17 protein-coding genes are annotated in these 19,565 nt (G+C 68.9%); 9 read left to right on the top strand and 8 right to left on the bottom strand.

Annotated elements, in window-relative coordinates; translation table 11 throughout:
• The first annotated feature begins 5 nt into the window (after positions 1-5).
• Positions 6-608 carry a DUF7691 family protein gene (locus tag TY25_RS21860; protein WP_014986401.1) on the top strand — a complete coding sequence of 201 codons (603 nt, stop codon included), beginning with the start codon at positions 6-8 and terminating at the stop codon, positions 606-608.
• 5 nt (positions 609-613) lie between these two features.
• Here the strand turns inward: TY25_RS21860 and TY25_RS21865 are convergent, their stop codons facing one another.
• A complete protein-coding gene (locus TY25_RS21865; protein WP_042258874.1) occupies positions 614-1,090 on the bottom strand; it encodes an SRPBCC family protein in 477 nt (158 codons plus the stop codon).
• A gap of 507 nt (positions 1,091-1,597) precedes the next feature.
• Here TY25_RS21865 and TY25_RS21870 point away from each other — a divergent pair.
• Genes TY25_RS21870 through TY25_RS21895 form a run of 6 tightly spaced genes read left to right on the top strand, consistent with a single transcriptional unit; the run spans position 1,598 to position 6,871 of the window.
• Positions 1,598-2,959 carry a sensor histidine kinase gene (locus TY25_RS21870; protein WP_042258875.1) on the top strand — a complete coding sequence of 454 codons (1,362 nt, stop codon included), beginning with the start codon at positions 1,598-1,600 and terminating at the stop codon, positions 2,957-2,959.
• Positions 2,956-3,417, top strand: a complete 462-nt coding sequence (locus TY25_RS21875; RefSeq protein ID WP_042258877.1) for a roadblock/LC7 domain-containing protein — start codon at positions 2,956-2,958, stop codon at positions 3,415-3,417. The genes TY25_RS21870 and TY25_RS21875 overlap by 4 nt, the downstream gene beginning before the upstream one ends.
• The gene (locus tag TY25_RS21880) at positions 3,414-3,785 is read left to right on the top strand and encodes a DUF742 domain-containing protein (RefSeq protein WP_042258878.1); all 372 of its coding nucleotides are present in this window, start codon (positions 3,414-3,416) and stop codon (positions 3,783-3,785) included. The genes TY25_RS21875 and TY25_RS21880 overlap by 4 nt, the downstream gene beginning before the upstream one ends.
• Positions 3,766-4,380 carry a GTP-binding protein gene (locus TY25_RS21885; protein WP_014986396.1) on the top strand — a complete coding sequence of 205 codons (615 nt, stop codon included), beginning with the start codon at positions 3,766-3,768 and terminating at the stop codon, positions 4,378-4,380. Before TY25_RS21880 ends, TY25_RS21885 begins: the two co-directional genes overlap by 20 nt.
• Complete coding sequence (locus TY25_RS21890) at positions 4,377-5,657, top strand: cytochrome P450 (RefSeq protein WP_029903218.1); 1,281 nt, start codon at positions 4,377-4,379, stop codon at positions 5,655-5,657. The genes TY25_RS21885 and TY25_RS21890 overlap by 4 nt, the downstream gene beginning before the upstream one ends.
• The gene (locus TY25_RS21895) at positions 5,654-6,871 is read left to right on the top strand and encodes a cytochrome P450 family protein (protein WP_042258880.1); all 1,218 of its coding nucleotides are present in this window, start codon (positions 5,654-5,656) and stop codon (positions 6,869-6,871) included. Before TY25_RS21890 ends, TY25_RS21895 begins: the two co-directional genes overlap by 4 nt.
• 40 nt (positions 6,872-6,911) lie before the next feature.
• On the opposite strand, the gene TY25_RS21900 is transcribed toward TY25_RS21895, so the two are convergent.
• The 6 genes from TY25_RS21900 to tkt all read right to left on the bottom strand — a co-directional run bounded on the left by TY25_RS21900 (position 6,912) and on the right by tkt (position 15,958).
• A complete protein-coding gene (locus TY25_RS21900) occupies positions 6,912-9,128 on the bottom strand; it encodes a thiamine pyrophosphate-dependent enzyme (protein ID WP_042258882.1) in 2,217 nt (738 codons plus the stop codon).
• Positions 9,129-9,444: 316 nt separating this feature from the next.
• The gene (gene pgl / locus TY25_RS21905; RefSeq protein WP_014986391.1) at positions 9,445-10,218 is read right to left on the bottom strand and encodes a 6-phosphogluconolactonase; all 774 of its coding nucleotides are present in this window, start codon (positions 10,216-10,218) and stop codon (positions 9,445-9,447) included.
• On the bottom strand, positions 10,211-11,119 hold the full coding sequence (gene opcA, locus TY25_RS21910; RefSeq protein WP_014986390.1) for a glucose-6-phosphate dehydrogenase assembly protein OpcA: 909 nt from the start codon (positions 11,117-11,119) through the stop codon (positions 10,211-10,213). The genes pgl and opcA overlap by 8 nt, the downstream gene beginning before the upstream one ends.
• Positions 11,116-12,675, bottom strand: coding sequence for a glucose-6-phosphate dehydrogenase (gene zwf / locus TY25_RS21915; protein ID WP_042258884.1), 1,560 nt, complete (start codon positions 12,673-12,675; stop codon positions 11,116-11,118). Before zwf ends, opcA begins: the two co-directional genes overlap by 4 nt.
• A gap of 4 nt (positions 12,676-12,679) precedes the next feature.
• Positions 12,680-13,810, bottom strand: coding sequence for a transaldolase (tal, locus tag TY25_RS21920; RefSeq protein ID WP_014986388.1), 1,131 nt, complete (start codon positions 13,808-13,810; stop codon positions 12,680-12,682).
• A 6-nt stretch (positions 13,811-13,816) separates the two neighbouring features.
• On the bottom strand, positions 13,817-15,958 hold the full coding sequence (gene tkt, locus TY25_RS21925; RefSeq protein ID WP_042258885.1) for a transketolase: 2,142 nt from the start codon (positions 15,956-15,958) through the stop codon (positions 13,817-13,819).
• 488 nt (positions 15,959-16,446) lie between these two features.
• On the opposite strand from tkt, the gene TY25_RS21930 reads away from it, so the two are divergent.
• Positions 16,447-17,436 carry a heme o synthase gene (locus TY25_RS21930; protein WP_042258886.1) on the top strand — a complete coding sequence of 330 codons (990 nt, stop codon included), beginning with the start codon at positions 16,447-16,449 and terminating at the stop codon, positions 17,434-17,436.
• Positions 17,437-17,443: 7 nt separating this feature from the next.
• Here TY25_RS21930 and TY25_RS21935 read toward each other — a convergent pair whose 3' ends face one another.
• Entirely contained in the window at positions 17,444-18,871 is a 1,428-nt protein-coding gene (locus tag TY25_RS21935) for an FAD-dependent monooxygenase (RefSeq protein ID WP_042258887.1), read from the bottom strand.
• Between the two features lie 93 nt (positions 18,872-18,964).
• Here TY25_RS21935 and TY25_RS21940 point away from each other — a divergent pair, with 93 nt between their 5' ends.
• Entirely contained in the window at positions 18,965-19,561 is a 597-nt protein-coding gene (locus TY25_RS21940) for a TetR/AcrR family transcriptional regulator (RefSeq protein WP_042258969.1), read from the top strand.
• Positions 19,562-19,565 lie beyond the last annotated feature (4 nt).

Genomic DNA, 19,565 nt, shown 5'->3' on the forward strand with positions numbered 1-19,565 from the left:
CGCTCATGAGTTACAGCCTGAGCGTTTACGTCGTCGAACTGGACAGGGTCAGGGGCGCCATCGCGTCGCGGGACGACAAGCTCCGGCGCATGATCGGAGGTCGCTTCAAAGCCCAGCTCGCGCACGCCGACGACTGGTTCGCCGAGGAGATCGCGAACGGTGCGCCGGCCCGGTACGACGCGGTGCGCGCCGTGATCGACGGCGGCCCGTTCGATCCCGCCTACGGATTCCAATACGCCTATGCCTACCAAACGATCTGCCAGTTCTACGGCAGGTTCCTCGACAACCGCTACTTTTCGCCGTTCCGCGGCAGCTGGCTGGAACAGGTGGACGAGGGCCTGGCCGAGCTCGGCATCAAGGCGATCAGCCTGACCGGCTTTCTCTACCATGCCTTTCCGCCCGCACTGCCGCAGCCGGACGAGCTACCCGGCTACGGCGAGTGGACGCCGGAGCAATGCGCCGAAGCGTTGGTGCAGTGGGAGTCGACCACGCCGGAGTCGCGCGAGTCCGTCGATCACGAGGTGCTCGCCGCCATCGAATCGTGCATGGAGTGGATCCGCGAGGCGCAGGCCCGGCCCGGCTGGGGGATCGCCGGATTCTTTTTCTGAGGCGTTCAACGGTATTCGTCGGCCAGATTCGGGTAGCCGTCCCAGCGCGGCAGCGGCTGCTGGTTCAGGTGGGCGGTCAGCCGATCGAGTAAATACTGCCAGCGCGGGCCGATCGCGGCGGCGTCGCGCTGGCAGACGTGGCGGCGGATCAGTTCGACATTGGTGACCACGCCGACCTGGGTCATGCGCACCTCCACCAGACAGTCGTCGATCCGCACGGCCAGTTCGTGCGGGGCCTGGCAGTGTTCGATCCGGACGGTGATCGGCCCGGCCACCGGCCCGTCCAGCGGTTCGATCGTCACGGTGTCCGCCTCGCCCGTCACCGCGCCGAGCCACTGCGCCAGGTGCGCCCGCTCGGTCGCCGCCGTCCACACCTCCAGCACCGGCCGGTGGAATGAACGCAGATAGTGCAGGAGCACCAGATCGCCGTCGCCGGTGCGATCGTGCTCCGGTCGAACCTCGCCGAGCATGGACATCGTCATCGCCGCGCTCCTCCGCTGCTGGTCAGGCGTCACTGGCACTGTCTTTCCAGTATTCCCCGGTCTAATCCGGAATCGGCGGAATCCGGGCATCGAGTCATCGCGCCGTCGAGCGCGGGGCGGACGCACACGGCGCCGGTGCGGCTTTGTGCAGCGGACTCGAGCGGCCGGGTGCGCGGCCGTCGTGCGCACAAAAGTACGGTGCGCGACGAGATCGCCCGGCGAACAACAACGTTCGTGCGATCGCCGGTGCCTGATTGAAAAATAAAGTAGCGCAATAGAATACAACTATCGTGCGCCACCGCTTGCGCCATGTGCCGGGTGACTACGGTCGAGATGCGGAAGTGCTTGGCAATCTGTACATTTGGTTCAGCCCGAACTGGCAGCAGGGGGTCGGGCGTTCAGCGACATGCCTTTTTGGTGAACGTGAGTGCGGAAGTACGGAACTTGTCACAGTCATTGAACGCGCCGGAAGGCGAGCATCGGGAGCCTGTCGTTCGACGTCAGCGTATGCCGCTGCCGGCCATGTTCGGCAGCGCCGTCGTCACGTCGGTCGCGGTGGTGGTTGCGGTGTACTACGCGCCGAGCGACTTTCGCGTCCCGCTGGCCATCGGTGCGGTTGTGGCCGCCCTCCTGCTGTGCGCCGCGTGCACCGCGGCGGCGCACTATCGGAGCGTGGCCCGGCGGGCGACCAGCGAGGCGGCCGCGGTCACCGCGGCGGCGACCGCGCGGGTTCAGGCCGCCGAGAACGCGGCCGAGGCGCATGCCTGGGAGTCGAAGAACAACGAGAACCGCCGCTCCGCCGCCATGGCCGCGTTCGCCGGCGCCGCGGGCCGGATGCAGGCGATGACCACCAGCATGCTCGCCGAACTGCGCGAGATGGAACACCGGCACGCCGACCCGAAGGTCCTCGCCGACCTGCTCGAACTCGACCACCGCACCGCCCAGGCCGGGCGCCTCGCCGACAGCATCGCCGTGCTCAGCGGCGCGCGGTCCGGCCGGCGCTGGGCCAAACCCATTGCGATGGAATCGATTCTGCGTGGCGCCATGGGCCGGGTCGCGGGTTATCAGCGGGTGCGGCTGCGCGCCATCGCCGAGATCGCCATCGCCGGTCACGCCGCCGAGGGCATCATGCACACCCTGGCCGAGCTGCTCGACAACGCGTGCAACTTCTCGCCGCCGACCACCGAGGTGCACGTATACGCCGCCGAAGTGCCCGCGGGCGTGGTGCTCACTATCGAGGACAGTGGCCTGGTGATGAGCGAATCGGCCCTGCGGCGCGCCGAACAGACCGTGTCGGTCACCGGGCCTGACGGGCGCGGCCAACGTTCGGCGGACCTGTCCTCGCTCAGCGGCACCAGGCTCGGTCTGGCGGTGGTGGGCCATCTCGCGCGCAAGCACGGGCTCACCGTGTCCTACCGGCCCTCCGCGATCGGCGGCACGGCGGTGGTCGTGGTGGTGCCGCGGGATCTCACTGCGCGCGTGGACCGTTCGCAGCCGTCGGCGCCCGCCACCAATCCGTCGCTGCCGGCGGTGCCGCCGCCGGCGCCGCGAACCGGCCCGCAGGCGGTGGCGCTCGCGGAGACGGCCATTGAGCGCGAACCGGCCGCCGTCGCGACCGCTCCCGCGCCGACCGCCGAGGTAACCAGCATGGGCCTGCCGAAGCGGCGACGCGGCAGCACCCTGGCCGCGGTGCATCCGGCCGGGCTCTCGCTACCCGAGCCCGGCGCACCCGCGGCGGCGCCCGCGCCCGCGGCCAGCCCGGCCGCGTTCGGCGCCTTCCAGCGCGCGATCGCCGGGCGTGACGGCGAAAGCGCCGCCGCCGCAACACCTTCCCCGTCCCCTACCGTTGCCGTGGAGAACGATCGATGACCACGTCTGTGCCGTCCCAACTCAGCTGGCTGTTGGAGCAGCTGCTCGCTCGCACCCCGCGCACCAGGCACGCGCTGCTGCTGTCCGGCGACGGACTCAAGATCTGCCACACCCCGGAACTCGGGATGGACAAAGCCGATCAGCTCGCCGCTATCGCCGCGGGCATCCAAAGCCTTTCGCACGGCGCGTCGGTCGAATTCGGTGACGGCCGCGGGGGCGTGCGGCAGTCGATGACCGAGTTCTACGGCGGCATCCTGTTCATCGTCGAGGCGGGACTGGCCGCGCACATCGCGGTCGTCGCCGCCGAGGACGCCGACGCGGGCCTGGTCGGGCACAACATGCGCGAACTGGTCGAGCAACTGGGTCACCACCTCGCGTCGGCGCCGCGCAATCCAGGGGGACGGCAGGGCGGCGAAGCCGATCCGGGGTGGGCAAATACAGGGGCGAGCGTGTCGTGAACAGGCCCGGCCGCGACGACGACCCCGACCGGCTCTACACGCTCACCGGGGGACGCAGTAAACCCGACTCCGACAGTTTCGACCTGGTGACGCTCGTGGTCAGCGAATGCGATCCGACGCCGGGCATGCAGTCCGAGCACGTGGCCATCCTCGACATGTGCCGGGCCCCGACCGCGGTCGTCGAGATCGCCGCGGAACTGCGGCTGCCGGTCGGCATCGCGACCATTCTGCTTTCTGACCTGCTCTACGCGGGCAAGATCACCGTCCGGCATCCGAGCATCGGCCCCGGTTTGCCGGACGCGCCGTGGAATGCCGTACCAGACTCCACCACCCTCGAGAAGGTGCTCGTTGGACTCCGCAATCTCTGACCCCCGACCCGCCCGCGCCGACGCACCGTTGCACAGCGCGACCCGCCAGGGACTCAAGATCGTCATCGTCGGCGGCTTCGGCGTCGGCAAGACCACCATGGTCCGCGCGGTCAGCGAGATCCGCCCGCTCGACACCGAGGCGACGATGACCAACGCCGGCGTCGGGATCGACGATCCGAGCGGCGCGCCCGGCAAGTCGACCACCACCGTTGCCTTCGATTTCGGCCGGATCACCATCGACACCGAGAACGTGCTGTATCTGTTCGGCGCGCCCGGACAGGAACGGTTCTGGTTCCTGTGGGACCGGCTGTTCACCGGGGCGCTCGGCGCGATCGTGCTCGTCGATCAGCGCCGCATCGCCGACTCCTGGTACGCCATCGATCGGCTGGAAGCGCAGCGGACCCGATTCATCGTGGCGTGCAACAACTTCGGCGGGTCCTCGCGCCCCGACGAGGTGCGTGACGCGCTGGATCTCGACCCGCACGTGCCGCTGGTCGAATGCGACGCGCGCTCCCGCGAATCCAGCAAACAGGTGCTGATCACCCTGGTCGAGCACATCTACGCCGACGCACCGCGAGCGGAGACCGCCTCATGACCAGTCCGAGCGCCGCGTCCGCCGGTTTCGGCGGCTGCCCCGTGCAGCCCCAGTCCGCCGTCCCGCTCAGCGGTCCGCGCTTCCACACCGATCCGCAGCATCTGTACCGCGAGATGCGCCGCGAACACGGGCCGGTCGTCGCCGTCGAGTTGCCCGGCGACGTGCCCGCGTGGCTGGTCATCGGCTACCGCGAACTGCATCAGGTGACCAGCGATCCGGAGCTGTTCCCGCGCGACGTCAGCCTGTGGAACCAATGGCCGAACATTCCGGAGGACTGGCCGCTGCTGCCGATGGTCGGCCAGCCGCGGCCGTCGATCTATTTCACCGCGGGCGCCGAACACCGCAGGCATCTGGCGATGGTCGAGCCCGCGCTGGATTCGGTCGACCCGTTCGAATTGCGCCGCACCTGTGAGGAATTGGCGGACCGGCTGATCGACGGCTTCTGCGGGCGCGGCGAAGCCGACCTGGTCGCCGAGTTCGCGGTCCTGATGCCCGTGCTCGCGCTGGCCTGGGCACTCGGTTTCCCGGACGAGGACGGGCCGCGGCTCGCGTGGAGCATGAAGGCGCTCGCCGACGGCGGCGCCGACGCGCAGGCCGCGTACGGCCGCTACTACGAGCAGATGATGCAGGTGCTCGCGGCCAAAAAGGCCAGGCCCGGAAACGATCTGGTGTCGCGCATGCTCGCGCACCCCGGGCAGTTCACCGACGAGGAATACGTGCAGGACCTCATGGCCGTCACCGCCGCGGGCCACCTGCCGACCGCCGACTGGATCGGCAACTCGGTGCGCCTGATGCTCACCGACGACCGGTTCGCCGCCGCGCTGGGCGGTGGCCGCCGCAGCATCGGTGAGGCGATGAACGAGGTGCTCTGGGAGGACACCCCGACGCAGATCCTCGCCGGGCGCTGGGCCGCACGCGATACCCGGTTGGCGGACAAGGTGATTCGTTCCGGCGACATGCTGCTGCTCGGGCTCGCCGCGGCCAATGCCGACCCGCACGTGCGCCAGCACCTCGCCGACGGTGCGGCGACGGCACACGCGGGAAACAGCGCGCACTTCGCGTTCAGCTACGGCGAATACCGCTGCCCGTTCCCCGCCCAGCAACTGGCCGAGATCATCGCGCGGACCAGCATCGAGGTGCTGCTCGACCGGCTGCCCGACATCGATCTCATGGTGCCCGCGCAGAACCTGGTCCGGCGGCCGTCGGCCTTCCTGCGCGGCATGACGTCCTTGCCGGTTCGATTCACACCAGTTCGTGCAGTTGGAGGTACCCCGTGACGGAAACATGCCCATTCGCCATCGATCCCATGGTCGGTGACCTGGACGGCGAGACCGCACACCTGCGGGCCGCGGGCCCGATCACCCGGATCGAACTGCTCGGCGTGCCCGCCTGGACCGTCACCGAACACGCCGTCGCCCGGCAACTGCTCGTCGATCCGCGGCTGATCAAGGACATCAACGGCTGGTCGCTGTGGAACTCCGGGGTGGTGACCCGGCAGTGGCCGCTGATCGGGATGATCGACGCCGGGCGTTCCATGTTCACCGTGGACGGCGCCGAGCATCGACGGTTGCGGATCAAGACCACCCAGGCGCTCTCGCCGCGGCGGCTCGAAGACATCCGGCCGGTGGTCGAGCGGCTGACCGCCGAACTGCTCGACGATCTCGAGGCCGCGGGCGCCGGCGGTGCGGTCGTCGACCTCAAGCAGGTGTTCGCCTACCCGCTGCCGATGCGCGTCGTCAGCGAGCTGATGGGCGTAGACCGCGCCGACCATCCCATGCTGCTGGACTGGTACAAGGCGTTCTTCTCGCTGCTCACCCCGCAGGACGAGCGACTACGGGTGATCGACGAAATGGACTCCTACTACACCGATCTGGTGCGCAAGAAGACCGCCGACCCCACCGACGACCTCACCACCGCGCTGATCTTCGCCGACGACGGCGGCGAGCCGCTCACCGAAGAAGAAGTCGTGGGCAACCTCAAGGCTCTCGTTGCGGCCGGACACGAAACCACCGTCGGCCTCATTCTCAACGCCGTGCGCGCCCTGCTGGCCCGGCCCGAACAGCTCGCCAAGGTCCGCGGCGGCGACTTCGAATGGAAAGCGGCCGTGGAGGAAACGCTGCGCTGGGACAGCCCCGTCACCCACCTGCTGATGCGTTTCGCCACCGAAGACATCACTGTCGGCGACACGGTGATCGAAAAGGGCGACGGAGTCGTCATGTCCTACCGCGCCATCGGCCGCGACACCGCCGTACACGGCGTGGACTCCGACGATTTCGACCTCACCCGACCAACCGCGCACCGCCACATGACTTTCGGGCACGGCCCGCACATCTGCCCCGGCGCCGCCCTGTCCCGCCTCGAAGCAGGCGTCGCCCTCCCCGCCCTCTTCGCCCGCTTCCCGAACCTGCGCCTCGCCGTCCCCCCGGCAGAAATCCGCAACCTCCCCGTCCTCACCCAAAACGACCTGGCCACCTTCCCCGTGCACGTGTGAGACGCACCCCAGCGCTCGGCAAGCGCCGCGGATGCCGTGCTCACTCCGCGAGGAGTTTGCCTGCGGCGGTTTCGATTTTGGTTTCGTCGAGTAGGACGGTGTCGGCGGCGGGGCCCAGGGGGATGAAGGTGTCTTCGCTGGTTACTCGGGCCAGGCGGCCGTCGAAGGAGGCGTCTAGGAGGGCGGCGTAGACGGATTCGGAAACGCCGCCGCTGCGGCGGGTTTCGTCGGCGATGAGGACGCGGCCGGTGGCGCGGGCATGGTGGAGGAGGTCGTCGACGGGGAGGGGGGAGAGCCAGCGCAGGTCCAGGACGCGGGCGTGGATGCCGCGCGCGGCGAGGCGACGGGCCACGCGCAAGCTCATCGGGACGCCGTTGGCGAAGCTGACGATTGTGAGATCGGTGCCGTCGCCGTACACCCGGGCGCGGCCGATATCGACGTGCTCGGTGTCGGAAACCGGTGCGAGCCAACCGTTGTCGCCCGCCTCGTACAGATCGCGGGTGTGGTACAGGGCGATCGGCTCGAGGTAGACGCACACGCGGCCGTCGACGCGGGCCGCCGACACACAGGTGCGCAGCAGGGCGGCGGCGTCGTCGGCGCGGGACGGGGACGCGACGACGACGCCGGGGATATCGCGCAGTGCGGCGATCGAGTTGTCGTTGTGGAAGTGCCCGCCGAAACCCTTCTGGTAGGCGTAGCCCGCGATCCGCACCACCATCGGATTGTGGTACTGCCCAGCGGAAAAGAACGACAGGGTGGCCGCTTCGCCGCGCAACTGATCGGCCGCGTTGTGCACGTACGCCAGATACTGGATCTCCGGAATCGGCACGAATCCGGCCAGTGCGGCACCGAGCGCGGTGCCGAGGACGCTCTGCTCGTCGAGCAACGTGTCGAAGACCCGGCGCCGCCCGAACTGCTTCTGCAACCCCTTGGTCGCCCCGTACACGCCACCCTTGCGCCCGACGTCCTCGCCGAACACCAGCACATCCCGGTCCCGCGCCAGCAACCGCGCCAGCGTGCGATTGACCGCGAGTCCGAGCGTCACCGATTCTTCGCCGCCCACAATAGCTTTCGTGCTCGGAGTGACCGCGGTGGGGCGGAGGGCGTCGGCGCGGATGCGGTCGGGGCGGGTGGGGGCGAGCGGAGCGATGACGGCGGGTGCGGAGTCCAGTTTGGGTTCGCGCCAGACCTCTTCGGCGGTGGTGGCGACGCGGTGGGCGATGGCGTCGTAGCGGTCGAGAAGCTCGGTGGGGGTGGCGACGCCCGCGGCGACGAGGAGGCGGGCGGTGGCCACGAGCGGATCCCGCAGCAGGTCGGCGGTGATGTCGGCGGGTTTGCGGTAGGCGGCTTCGACGTCGGAGCCGGCGTGACCCATCAGGCGCACGGTGCGCAGCCGCAGGAACGCGGGCCTGCGGTGCTCGCGGACCCAGTCGGCGGCGGCGCTCGCGGTGGTCAGCGCGTCGACGGCATCGCAGCCGTCGGCATCGAAATACGCCAGGCCGGGCCGTGATCCGTACGCCTGCAGGATCCAGTCCGGGGGAGTGGGCACGCTGATGCCGATGCCGTTGTCCTCGCACAGGAACAGCAGCGGCAGCGCAACCCCTTGCCGCGCGGTGTGGATCGCCGAATTGATCGCGCCGGTCGCGGTGGAGTGATTGGCCGAGGCGTCCCCGAAACTGCACAGCACCACCGCATCCGACGGCCATTCGCTCGAAATGCCCAGCCGCGCCGAACGATCGATGGCGAACGCGAGTCCTACCGCGCGCGGCAGATGTGAGGCGATGGTGGAGGTCTGCGGTATGATGCTCGCGGCCTTGCTGCCGAAAACCTTGTGCCGACCTCCGGAAATCGGGTCGGCGGCCGCCGCGACGATGCCGAGCAGCACGTCCCGGATCGGGTCGAGACCGGGCACGCGCCGGGCGCGCTGGACGAAGAACCCGCCCGACCGATAGTGCAGCAGCGCCGGATCGTCCACGCGCAGCACCGATCCGAGCGCCGCGTTGCCCTCGTGCCCCGACGAGCCGATGCTGTAATACCCCCGCTTACTCGCCCCCAATTGCCGTGCGGCCAGGTCCAGCTGCCTGCTCGTCGCCTGGGACTCGAACAGCTCCAGCAGGGTCACCCCGCTGATGCCCGGCGCGACCTCGAGGCCCGCCGCGCGGCGCACCCCCGGGGGCAATGCGGCGACCGCCGCCCGAAACCGTTCGTCAAGAATCTTGCCCGGACTCGCCCCGGAAACAGCTTCCCGCTCGCTCACGGCCCCACTGTATCCCCCCCGCCGACGATTATGCGCGCCATCCCCGATCCTGCCGAACTTTTTCCTGCCGCTACACCGTAACGCCGGATATGCAGCCAGACTCCGGGGGAGAGCACGCTCGACCCCGGCCAGCGCCGTAGGCGCACCGCGTTCGTTGTCCCGCGCGCAATTTGGTGCGCCGCGCGCGTGTCCTTCGACTGACGCGCGCGCGGCGCTGAAACGTGCGGGGCGCCGGAATGTGCGCGGCGCCGAAAAACGCGCGCTGTCGCCGTCGAGCAGGCGACCCCGCCGTCCGGGGACGGCGGGGTGCGATTCCTCAGTCGGGGAGCTGGAGGGCGGAGGCGGCGGGCTGGTCGAGCAGCCAGGTGGTGGATTCGAGGCCGACAGCACCTGCGGCGGGAATGTCGACGGGGTCGGCGCCGGCGATGGCGGCGGCGACGGCCTCGGCCTTGGCGGCACCGCCGACGACCAGGACGACGTGGCGGGTGCGGCGGATCGCGGGGACCGTGAGGGTGACCCGGACCGGCGGCGGCTTGGGCGAATTCGTCACGGCGACAACGAGTTCGTGGTCTTCGCGGACCGCGTCGGTGTCGGGGAACAGGGAGTTGACGTGCCCCTCGCCGCCCATGCCGAGCAGGTGCAGGTCGAAGGCGCCGTGTTCGGCGAGGTAGGCGTGGACCGCGGCGGAGTATTCGGCGGCGGCCTCGATCGGGTCGGGATATTCGCCGTCGGAGGCCGCGACCGGATGCACGCGGGCCGGATCGACCGGGACATGGTCGAGCAGGGCCTGGCGGGCTTGCAGGTCGTTGCGTTCACCGTCGGCGGCGGGCACGAATCGTTCGTCGCCCCAGAACACGTCGAGCTGGGACCAGTCGATGGCGCCGGGGGCTTTGCGTACCACCTCGAGCAGGCCGATGCCGGTGCCACCACCGGTCAGCACCACGGAGGCGGAGCCGCGGGCGGCCTGGGCCGCGACCACGACGTCGACGAATTTGGCGGCCGCGGCGGCGACCAGCGAGTCGGTGTCCACGTGGACCTCGACGGTGTCGCTGGCGGAGGTGTCGTTGTCCTGCGTTCCGGTTTCACTCATAGGTCACCTTCTCGATTCCGGCGAGAGCTTCTGCATAGATCTCATCGGCGTCGAGTCTACGCAGCTCCTCCGCGAGGCAGTCCCGAGTTTCCCGGCGGGCCAAGGCAATTCGCTGGTCAGGGTCGCCGGTGCGGGTCAGCGTCGCGGTGCGCCCGGTCTGCGGGCGTTCGATCGCGACGGACACCGACGGCCGGTGGATCTCGACCTTGAGCGCGCCGGAGCGGCGGCGCACCGGGCAGTCCAGGCGGATGGCGAGCCAGCCCGCGAGGATGTCCAGCGCCGGTTCGTTGCGCAGCCCGGAGACGAGCACCGATTCGACCGGCTCGTACGGCGGTTCGTCCAGCGCGGCGGCGAGCAGCGCGCGCCAGTAGGTGATCCGGCTCCATGCCAGATCGGTATCGCCGGTGGAGTAGGACTCGAGCCGCTTCTTGATCGTCGCCTGCGGATCGGCCGCGAAGGTGGCGTCGGTGATGCGCCGGGTCGCCAAGCGCCCCACCGAATCCTTGGACGGGAACTCCGGGGCTCCGCGCGGCCACCAGGCCACCACGGGGGTGTCCGGCAGCAGGAACGGGATGACGACGCTGCTCTCGTGATTGATCAGCTCGCCCTGCAACCGCAGCACGATCACCTCGGCCGCGCCCGCGTCGCCGCCGACCCGGATCTGAGCGTCCAGCCGGGTCTCGGCCTCCCGGTCGCCGCGCGCGAGCACGACCACCCGGCAAGGGTGTTCGCGGCTGGCGTCGTTGGCGGCGTCGATCGCGTCCTCGGCCTCGGAACTGTCCAGCGTGCACACCACCAGGGTGAGCACCCGCATCATGGTGATCACGCCGTTGCTCTCGCGCAGCTGCACGATCCGCTTGGTGACCTCGCCGGTGGTGGTGTCCGGCATATCGATGATCATGGCCGCCGCCATTCCCGCCCGGTGCGGGCGAGCATCTCGTCGGCCGAGGCCGGACCCCAGGTGCCCGCCTCGTAGGGTTCGGGCTTGCCTTCGGTGGACCAGTGCTCGAGCACCGGATCCAGGATGCTCCAGGACAATTCGACCTCCGCGTTCACCGGGAACAGCGACGGCACCCCGAGCAGCACGTCGAGGATCAGGCGCTCGTAGGCCTCGGGGGAGGATTCGGTGAACGCCTCGCCGTAGCTGAAGTCCATGTTGACGTCGCGCACCTCCATGCTCGACCCCGGCACCTTCGAGCCGAACCGGGTGGTGATGCCCTCGTCCGGCTGCACCCGGATGACCAGGGCGTTCTGCCCGAGATCCTCGGTCATGGTCTGGTCGAAGGGCAGGTGCGGCGCGCGCTTGAACATCACCGCGATCTCGGTGACCCTGCGGCCCAAGCGTTTTCCGGTGCGCAGATAGAACGGCACGCCCGCCCAGCGCCGCGTGTCGACCTCCAGGGTGATCGCGGCGTAGGTCTCGGTGCGCGATTGCGGGTCGAAACCCTCCTCATCGAGCAGGCCCACCACGTGCTCGCCGCCCTGCCAGCCTTCGGCGTACTGTCCACGCGCCGTCGTCTCGTCGAGCGGCTCGACGAGTTTGGTGGCGGAGAGCACCTTGATCTTCTCGGCCTGTAACTGCTTGGGCTGGAAGCTGATCGGCTCTTCCATCGCGGTGAGCGCGAGCAATTGCAGCAGATGGTTCTGGATCACGTCGCGGGCGGCGCCGATGCCGTCGTAATAGCCTGCGCGCCCGCCCAATCCGATGTCCTCGGCCATGGTGATCTGCACATGGTCGACGTAGTTGGCGTTCCAGATCGGATCGTAGAGCTGGTTGGCGAAGCGCAGCGCCAGGATGTTCTGCACCGTCTCTTTGCCGAGATAGTGGTCGATGCGGAACACCGTCTCCTCCGGGAACACCCGGTTGACCAGCGCGTTGAGCTCCTGGGCGCTCTCCAGGTCGTGCCCGAACGGCTTCTCGATCACCACACGCCGCCACGGCTTGCGGCCCGCCGCGTCGGTCGTGGTCGGTTGTGCGAGACCGTGTTCGGAGAGCTGGTCGAGCACGACGGGGAACATGTTCGGCGGAATCGACAGGTAGAAGGCGTGATTCCCGCCGGTGCCGCGATCCTTGTCCAGCTTGGCCAAGGTGTCGGACAGCGTGGCGAACGCGCTGTCGTCGTCGAAGGAGCCCTGCACGAAGCGGATGCCCTCGGCCAGGTGATCCCAGACCTCCTGCCGGAACGGCGTGCGCGCGTGCGCCTTCACCGCGTCGAGCACGACCTCGGCGAAGTCCTCGTCCGCGTAGTCGCGCCGGGCGAAGCCGACCAGCGCGAAACCCGGGGGCAGCAGCCCCCGGTTCGCGAGGTCGTAGATGGCCGGCATCAACTTTTTCCGGGACAGGTCACCGGTGACACCGAAGATCACCATGCTGCACGGGCCCGCGATGCGCGGCACCCGCTTGTCCCGCTCGTCGCGCAGCGGGTTCTGCCAGGTCTGAGTTTTCGGGCCGGCCATCGGGTCAGTTGTTCCCGGCCGCGGTGAGCTCTTCGGTCGTGGCGGAAAGCAGTTCGCCCCACGACTTCTCGAACTTGTCCACGCCTTCGGTCTCGAGCACCTGGAACACGTCGTCGAGGTCGATCCCGGCCGCGGACAGCTTGTCGAAGACCTCCTGGGCCTGCGCCGCGGTGCCGCTGACCGTGTCGCCCCGGACCTCGCCGTGATCGGCGACGGCCTCGAGCGTCTTCTCCGGCAGGGTGTTCACCGTGTTCTTGCCCACCAGCTCGGTGACGTACATGACGTCGGAGTACTCCGGGTTCTTCACGCCGGTCGAGGCCCACAGCGGCCGCTGGCGGTTGGCGCCGGCCGCGCCCAGGTGGTTGTAGGTCGAGGTGTGCTTGCCGCCGTCGAACACGTCCTGGTATTCGGCATAGGCCAAGCGGGCGTTGGCGATACCGGCCTGCCCGCGCAGGGCCAGCGCCTCCTCGGTGCCGATCGCCTCGAGCCGCTTGTCGATCTCGGTGTCCACCCGGGACACGAAGAACGAAGCCACCGAATGGATCTTGCCGAGATCGTGGCCCGCGATCTTGGCGCTGCGCAGACCGTCGAGGTAGGCGCCCATCACCGCGCGGTAGCGCGCGACCGAGAAGATCAGCGTGACGTTCACGCTGATGCCTTCCGCGATCACCTTGCTGATCGCGGGCAGGCCCGCCTCGGTGGCCGGGATCTTGATGAACAGGTTCGGCCGGTCGACGGTCTTCCACAGGTCGATGGCCTGCGCGACGGTCTTGTCCGCGTCGAACGCGAAGCGGGGATCGACCTCGATGGAGACCCGGCCGTCCACACCGTTGGACGCCTCGAACACCTCGGTGAACACGTCACAGGCCGAGCGCACGTCGTCGGTGGTGATGATGCGGATCGCGGCGTCGGCGTCGGCGCCTTGGGCGGCAAGCTCTTTCAGCTGTCCGTCGTAGGCGTGCCCCTGGCTCAGCGCGCCCTGGAAGATGGTCGGGTTGGTGGTCACGCCGACCACGCTGCGGGTGGCGATCAGCTCGGCGAGATTGCCGGACTGGATCCGGTCCCTGGACAGGTCGTCGAGCCATACGGACACGCCTGCCGCGGAGAGGGCGGCGAGATTCTCGTTCTGTGCCATGAGCGCTTATCCCTTCACGTTCTCGAGTGTGCGCTGCGCGGCGGCAACGACGTTTTCGGCGGTGATCCCGAACTCGCGGAACAGGGTCTTGAAATCGGCGGACGCACCGAAGTGCTCGATCGAGACGATCTCGCCCGCGTCACCGACGAACCGGTGCCACGGCATCGCGATACCGGCCTCGACCGCGACACGCGCACCCACCGACGGCGGGAGCACCTCGTCCCGGTACGCCTTGTCCTGCGCGTCGAACCACTCCACACACGGCATCGAGACCACGCGGGTGCCGATGCCCTGCTCCTCCAGCGTAGTGCGGGCCGCGACGGCGAGCTGCAGCTCCGAACCGGTGGCGATCAGGATCACCTGCGGCGTGCCGGTGGACGCCTCGGCGAGCACATAGCCGCCCTTGGCCACGCCCTCGAAGCTGGTGCCCTCCTGGATCGGCAGGTCCTGGCGGGTCAGCGCGAGCGCCGACGGGCCGTCCTGGTGCGCCGGCTCGGAGACGGAGAAGTGCGAGGTGTGCTCGCTGCTGTCCCGCTCGAGAATGGTGCGCCACGCGTAGGTGGTCTCGTTCGCGTCACCGGGGCGCACCACGTTCAGGCCGGGGATCGCGCGCAGCGCGGCGAGGTGCTCGATCGGCTGATGCGTCGGACCGTCCTCGCCGAGGCCGATCGAATCGTGCGTCCACACGTAGATGGCGGGCACGCGCATCAGCGCGGCCAGCCGGACCGCGGGGCGCATGTAGTCGCTGAACACCAGGAAGGTGCCGCCGTACGGCCGGGTCGGGCCGTGCAGCGCGATGCCGTTCAGGATCGCGCCCATCGCGTGCTCGCGCACGCCGAAGTGCAGTGTGCGGCCGTACGGATCGGCCTTCCACATACCGGTCGAGATCGACTCCGGGCCGAAGCTCGGGGTGTCGGGCATCGTGGTGTTGTTGGACTCGGCCAGGTCGGCCGAGCCGCCCCACAGCTCCGGCAGCACCGGGGCGAGCGCGGCGAGCACCTTGCCGGACGCCTTACGGGTGGCCATACCCTTCGGATCCGCCTCGTACGTCGGCAGATTCGCGGCCCAGCCGGCGGGCAGGTCGCGCTTGGCGAGCCGGTCGAACAGCTCCTTGCCGGCCGGGTTGGCCTGCGCCCACCGGTCGAACTGCTGCTGCCACTGCGCGTGCGCCGCCTGGCCGCGCTCGACCGCCTTGCGGGTGTGCGCGATGACCTCGGGCGCGACCTCGAAGGTCTGCTCCGGATCGAAACCGAGCACCTTCTTGGTGGCGGCGACCTCGTCGGCGCCCAGCGCGGCGCCGTGTGCGGCACCGGTGTTCATCTTGTTCGGGGCCGGGTAGCCGATGATGGTGCGCAGGACGATGATCGACGGGCGATCGAGTTCGGCCTTCGCGGCCGCCAGTGCGCCCTCGATGGCGACGACGTCCTCACCGCCCTCGACCACCTGCACGTGCCAGCCGTACGCTTCGTAGCGCTTGGCGACATCCTCGGTGAACGCGATGGTGGTGTCGTCCTCGATGGAGATCTTGTTGTCGTCGTAGATCAGCACGAGATTGCCGAGCTGCTGAGTGCCCGCCAGCGACGACGCCTCGGAGGTGACACCCTCCTCCATGTCGCCGTCGGACGCGACGACATAGATGAAGTGATCGAACGGGCTGGTACCCGGCGCGGCGCTCGGATCGAACAACCCGCGCTCGCGGCGCGCGGCCATCGCCATACCGACCGCGGAAGCCAGACCCTGGCCCAGCGGGCCGGTGGTGATCTCGACGCCGTCGGTGTGCCGGAACTCCGGGTGACCCGGCGTGAGCGAACCCCACTTGCGCAGGTTCTTCAGATCATCGAGTTCCAGACCGAAACCGGCCAGGTAGAGCTGGATGTACTGGGTGATGCTGGAATGTCCGCAGGACAGCACGAAACGGTCCCGGCCCACCCACGACGGATCACTCGGATCGATCCGCATGGTGCGCTGATACAGCGAATACGCCAACGGCGCCAAGCTCATCGCGGTACCGGGATGCCCGTTCCCGGCGTTCTGCACCGCGTCGGCGGCAAGCACTCGGACAGTGTCGACGGCCTTGGTGTCCAGATCCGTCCAGTCGTCCGGATGGTTCGGCTGAGTGAGGGCGCGGATGTCGTCTGTGACTGACACGACCGAGGTTCTCCTGACATTGGTTTCGTCGACGGCGGCTTGCTGGCGGCGATGAACGCGCGGCAGCGACGGTGTGCATACCGGGTGTGTACCCCAACCACCCTAGATGTGCCCTATGACCGGCATGAGGGTAACCCTGTGTTTATTTGCCGCGCGGCCGCGAACGGTCGCTCGTAGGACTCGCTCCGTGGTGGGTGCGTCGGGGGAGTTGGTTGCGTGGAGGTGTATGCGGGTGGAGGGGTGGTTTGTCGCACGGGGGTGGTCGCAAGCGATGGTGTGGTGGACCACAATTCGGGTCTGGTTGCTTGGGGCTCTGGATCGGGTGGGGTCGGTGGGGGTCTACCATCCTCTGTAGTAGTAGCCGCGCCGCATCGGCTGTAGGGGCGCCGAGGCGGACGTATGTCCAGGTCTCGCGCATCCAGCAGAGCGGGAACGCGCGCGCTGCTTGGTCCATGCCGGAGGCGATGCACAGCGTGCGAGGAGAAACAGTGCGGATTGGGCAACAGCCGGGTGGCAATGGCGCGCACGGCTCCGCTCCGACGGTGCTGACCGAACGGTTCACCGGACCGGGCCTGCCGTCCCGAGTGCTGCGACGAGTGCTCGCCTACATCGCGCTCACCAAGCCGCGCGTCATCGAATTGCTGCTCGTCGCGACGATCCCGACGATGCTGCTGGCCGACCGCGGCACCATCGACATCCGGCTCATCCTGGTCACCCTGTTCGGCGGCTGGATGGGCGCGGCGAGCGCGAACACGCTGAACTGCGTCGCCGACGCCGATATCGACAAGGTGATGAAGCGCACCGCGAAGCGCCCGCTGGCCCGGGAGGCGGTGCCCACCTCGCACGCCTTCGTGTTCGGCGTCGTGCTCGGCCTGGCCTCGTTCGCCTGGCTGTGGTGGCAGGCGAACCTGCTCAGCGGCGCGCTCGTGGTCGCGACGATCCTGTTCTACGTCTTCGTCTACACCCTCGGCCTGAAGCGGCGCACCTCGCAGAACGTGGTGTGGGGCGGCGCGGCCGGCTGCATGCCCGCCCTGGTCGGCTGGTCCGCGGCGACGGGCGGCATCGGCTGGCCCGCGATCGCGTTGTTCGGTGTCATCTTCTTCTGGACGCCACCGCACACCTGGGCGCTGGCCATGCGCTACAAGGAGGACTACCGCGCGGCGGGCGTGCCGATGTTGCCGGTCGTGGCCACCGAGCAGGCGGTGACCAAGCAGATCGTCATCTACACCTGGCTCACCGTGCTCACCACGTTGGCCCTGGTGCCCGCCACCGGCGTGGTCTACGCCGCCGTCGCGCTGGTGGCCGGCGCGTGGTTCCTGCTCATGGCGCATCAGCTGTACGCGGGCGTGCGGCGCGGCGAGTCGGTGAAGCCGCTGCGGCTGTTCCTGCAGTCGAACAACTATCTGGCCGTGGTGTTCTGCGGTCTCGCGGTCGATTCGGTGCTCGGCTGGGATACGGTCGGCAGCTTCTTCGGCTGAGCCCGATTCAGGCGCGGCGACAGAGGTAGCCGTCCGGCCGGACCGTGATCCGGGTCCCGTCGAGCGCGTGATACGCGGCGTATGCGTGGCCCTCGACATCGATGACGTGCCGGCCCTGCGCCACGGTCCCTGGCCGGACCACCGCATACACCTCGGCGTCCGGAATCGCAGGCAGCGCACCGGTTTCGCCGAAGCACAGCACGGTTGCGTGCGGACCGCGGAACAGGTCGAACAGGCGAATCGGCGTGCCCGCCGGGTCTTTCAGCGGCGCATCGGGCGCGCGATCGCCGGGGACGAGCGCCCCGTGCGCGGCCGGATCGCGGTAGCTGATATCCAATTGCTGTGTCTCCGGGCCGCGTTCCATCGCGTCCTCGTCGCCGTCCTTCAGCTTGTCGAGCAGTGCGGAGCTGACGCCGAGCACCCGCGCCGCGACCGTGCGGCGTTCGGATTCGTAGCTGTCCAGAAGTGATTCGTCCCCGCGCAGCGCGGCGGCGAGCTTCCACCCGAGGTTGTACGCGTCCTGGACACCGGTGTTCAATCCTTGCCCGCCGGTCGGCGGGTGCACGTGTGCCGCGTCACCGGCCAGCAACACTCGGCCGTCCCGGAATCGTTCGGCCAACCGGACATTCGGCCGCCACACGGTGACCCAGGTGAGGTCGGTCAGCGTGACGTCGGTGCGTCCGGAGTATCGGTCGAGGTACTCCTGCAGCACCTCCAGGGTCGGTTCGGCGTCGTCGTCCAGCGGGGCGGCGAACTGGAATTGCCGTCCACCGGGCAAGGGGGACAGTGCGATTCCGGCCATCGGCCGATCGGCCGCCGCGAACAAGTAGCCGAATTCATGGTCGAGCGCGTCGGCGCGGACGTCGCCCAGCAGCATCCGGATCGACTCGTCGGTCGAGCCCTCGAACGCGACGCCGAGCGTCTTGCGCACCGTGCTGCGACCGCCGTCGGCGCCGACCAGGTAGGCCGCGCGCACGGTCTCCTCGACGCCGTCGCGGCGCAGGGTCGCGGTGACACCGGTCGCGTCCTGCGCGAAAGCGGCCAGCGCGGTGCCGAGTTCGACCTGTACGCCCAATTCCGCGAGCCGATCGCGCAGGATCGCCTCGGTCCTGGACTGACCGAGCATCCAGGCGTTGGGGTAGGGGACGGCCGGCGTCGGATCGACCGGTTCGCGCATGATCCGCTCGCCGACGAACGCGCCGCCGAGATGGACCCGCATGGTCGGCACCGACCGTCCTGCTGCGAGCACCGCGTCGAGCACGCCGAGGTCGTCGAACACCTCGAGCGTGCGCGGCTGGATGCCGTCGCCGCGCGAACCGGCGAAGAACTCGGTGGCCTGGTCGACAATCCGTACCGGGATGTCGCGCCGGGCCACATCGATGGCGAGGGTGAGTCCGGTCGGGCCGCCGCCCGCGATGAGCACCTGTTCGGGCACGCTTCCTCCAAAAGTGAATTGAGATTCAATGAATGCGAATTCAGTATTGGAGTTGGTAGGTTGCCTGTCAAGAGGAGGTGGGTGCGGGTGTCGATGAGTCGCAAAGAGAAGTCGGCCGAAACCGAGCACGCGCTGAAGGCCGCGGCATTGCGGCTGTTCGCCGAGCGCGGCTACCTGAACACCAAGATCGCCGACATCACGACGGCCGCCAATCGCGCGGCCGGCTCGTTCTACAACCACTTCGCGGGCAAGGAGGAGCTACTCCAGGCGCTGTTGAACGATGTGGCGACGCAAGGCGACGTGACGGCGGAAGGCCCGGACCACAATCCGGACTTCACCGATCCGGCGGCGATCCATTTCCACGTGGAGCAGTACTGGGCCGCGGCCAGGCAGCACTGGGCGGTCTTCCGCTCGATGCAGCAGGCAGCCCTGGTCAACGAGGAATTCGCCAGGCAGGCAGGGCAATTCGCGATCCAGCAGCGCCGCGACATCGCCGACCACCTGGACGGCTTCGGGCCGGGCGGGCCGACCCTGCCGAGCACCCCGGACGCCAGCCTGGCCATGATGTTCCTGCTCACCACGGGCCTGCTCCAGGCGGTGGAAGAGGGCACCGTCGAACTCACCGACCGGCAGGCGGTCGACGGGTTGACCCGCTTCATCTATCGCGGCCTCACCGGCCGCGACTACTGATCCC

Source organism: Nocardia brasiliensis NBRC 14402 (assembly GCF_000308475.2).
Taxonomy (GTDB): domain Bacteria; phylum Actinomycetota; class Actinomycetes; order Mycobacteriales; family Mycobacteriaceae; genus Nocardia; species Nocardia brasiliensis.

What these genes read in the sequence shown, in the direction of transcription:
- TY25_RS21860 (WP_014986401.1), top strand. Translation starts at nt 6, where the DNA reads ATGAGTTACAGCCTGAGCGTTTACGTCGTCGAACTGGACAGGGTCAGG.
- TY25_RS21865 (WP_042258874.1), bottom strand. Translation starts at nt 1,090, where the DNA reads ATGACGATGTCCATGCTCGGCGAGGTTCGACCGGAGCACGATCGCACC.
- TY25_RS21870 (WP_042258875.1), top strand. Translation starts at nt 1,598, where the DNA reads ATGCCGCTGCCGGCCATGTTCGGCAGCGCCGTCGTCACGTCGGTCGCG.
- TY25_RS21875 (WP_042258877.1), top strand. Translation starts at nt 2,956, where the DNA reads ATGACCACGTCTGTGCCGTCCCAACTCAGCTGGCTGTTGGAGCAGCTG.
- TY25_RS21890 (WP_029903218.1), top strand. Translation starts at nt 4,377, where the DNA reads ATGACCAGTCCGAGCGCCGCGTCCGCCGGTTTCGGCGGCTGCCCCGTG.
- pgl (WP_014986391.1), bottom strand. Translation starts at nt 10,218, where the DNA reads ATGAGTGAAACCGGAACGCAGGACAACGACACCTCCGCCAGCGACACC.
- opcA (WP_014986390.1), bottom strand. Translation starts at nt 11,119, where the DNA reads ATGATCATCGATATGCCGGACACCACCACCGGCGAGGTCACCAAGCGG.
- zwf (WP_042258884.1), bottom strand. Translation starts at nt 12,675, where the DNA reads ATGGCCGGCCCGAAAACTCAGACCTGGCAGAACCCGCTGCGCGACGAG.
- tal (WP_014986388.1), bottom strand. Translation starts at nt 13,810, where the DNA reads ATGGCACAGAACGAGAATCTCGCCGCCCTCTCCGCGGCAGGCGTGTCC.
- TY25_RS21940 (WP_042258969.1), top strand. Translation starts at nt 18,965, where the DNA reads ATGAGTCGCAAAGAGAAGTCGGCCGAAACCGAGCACGCGCTGAAGGCC.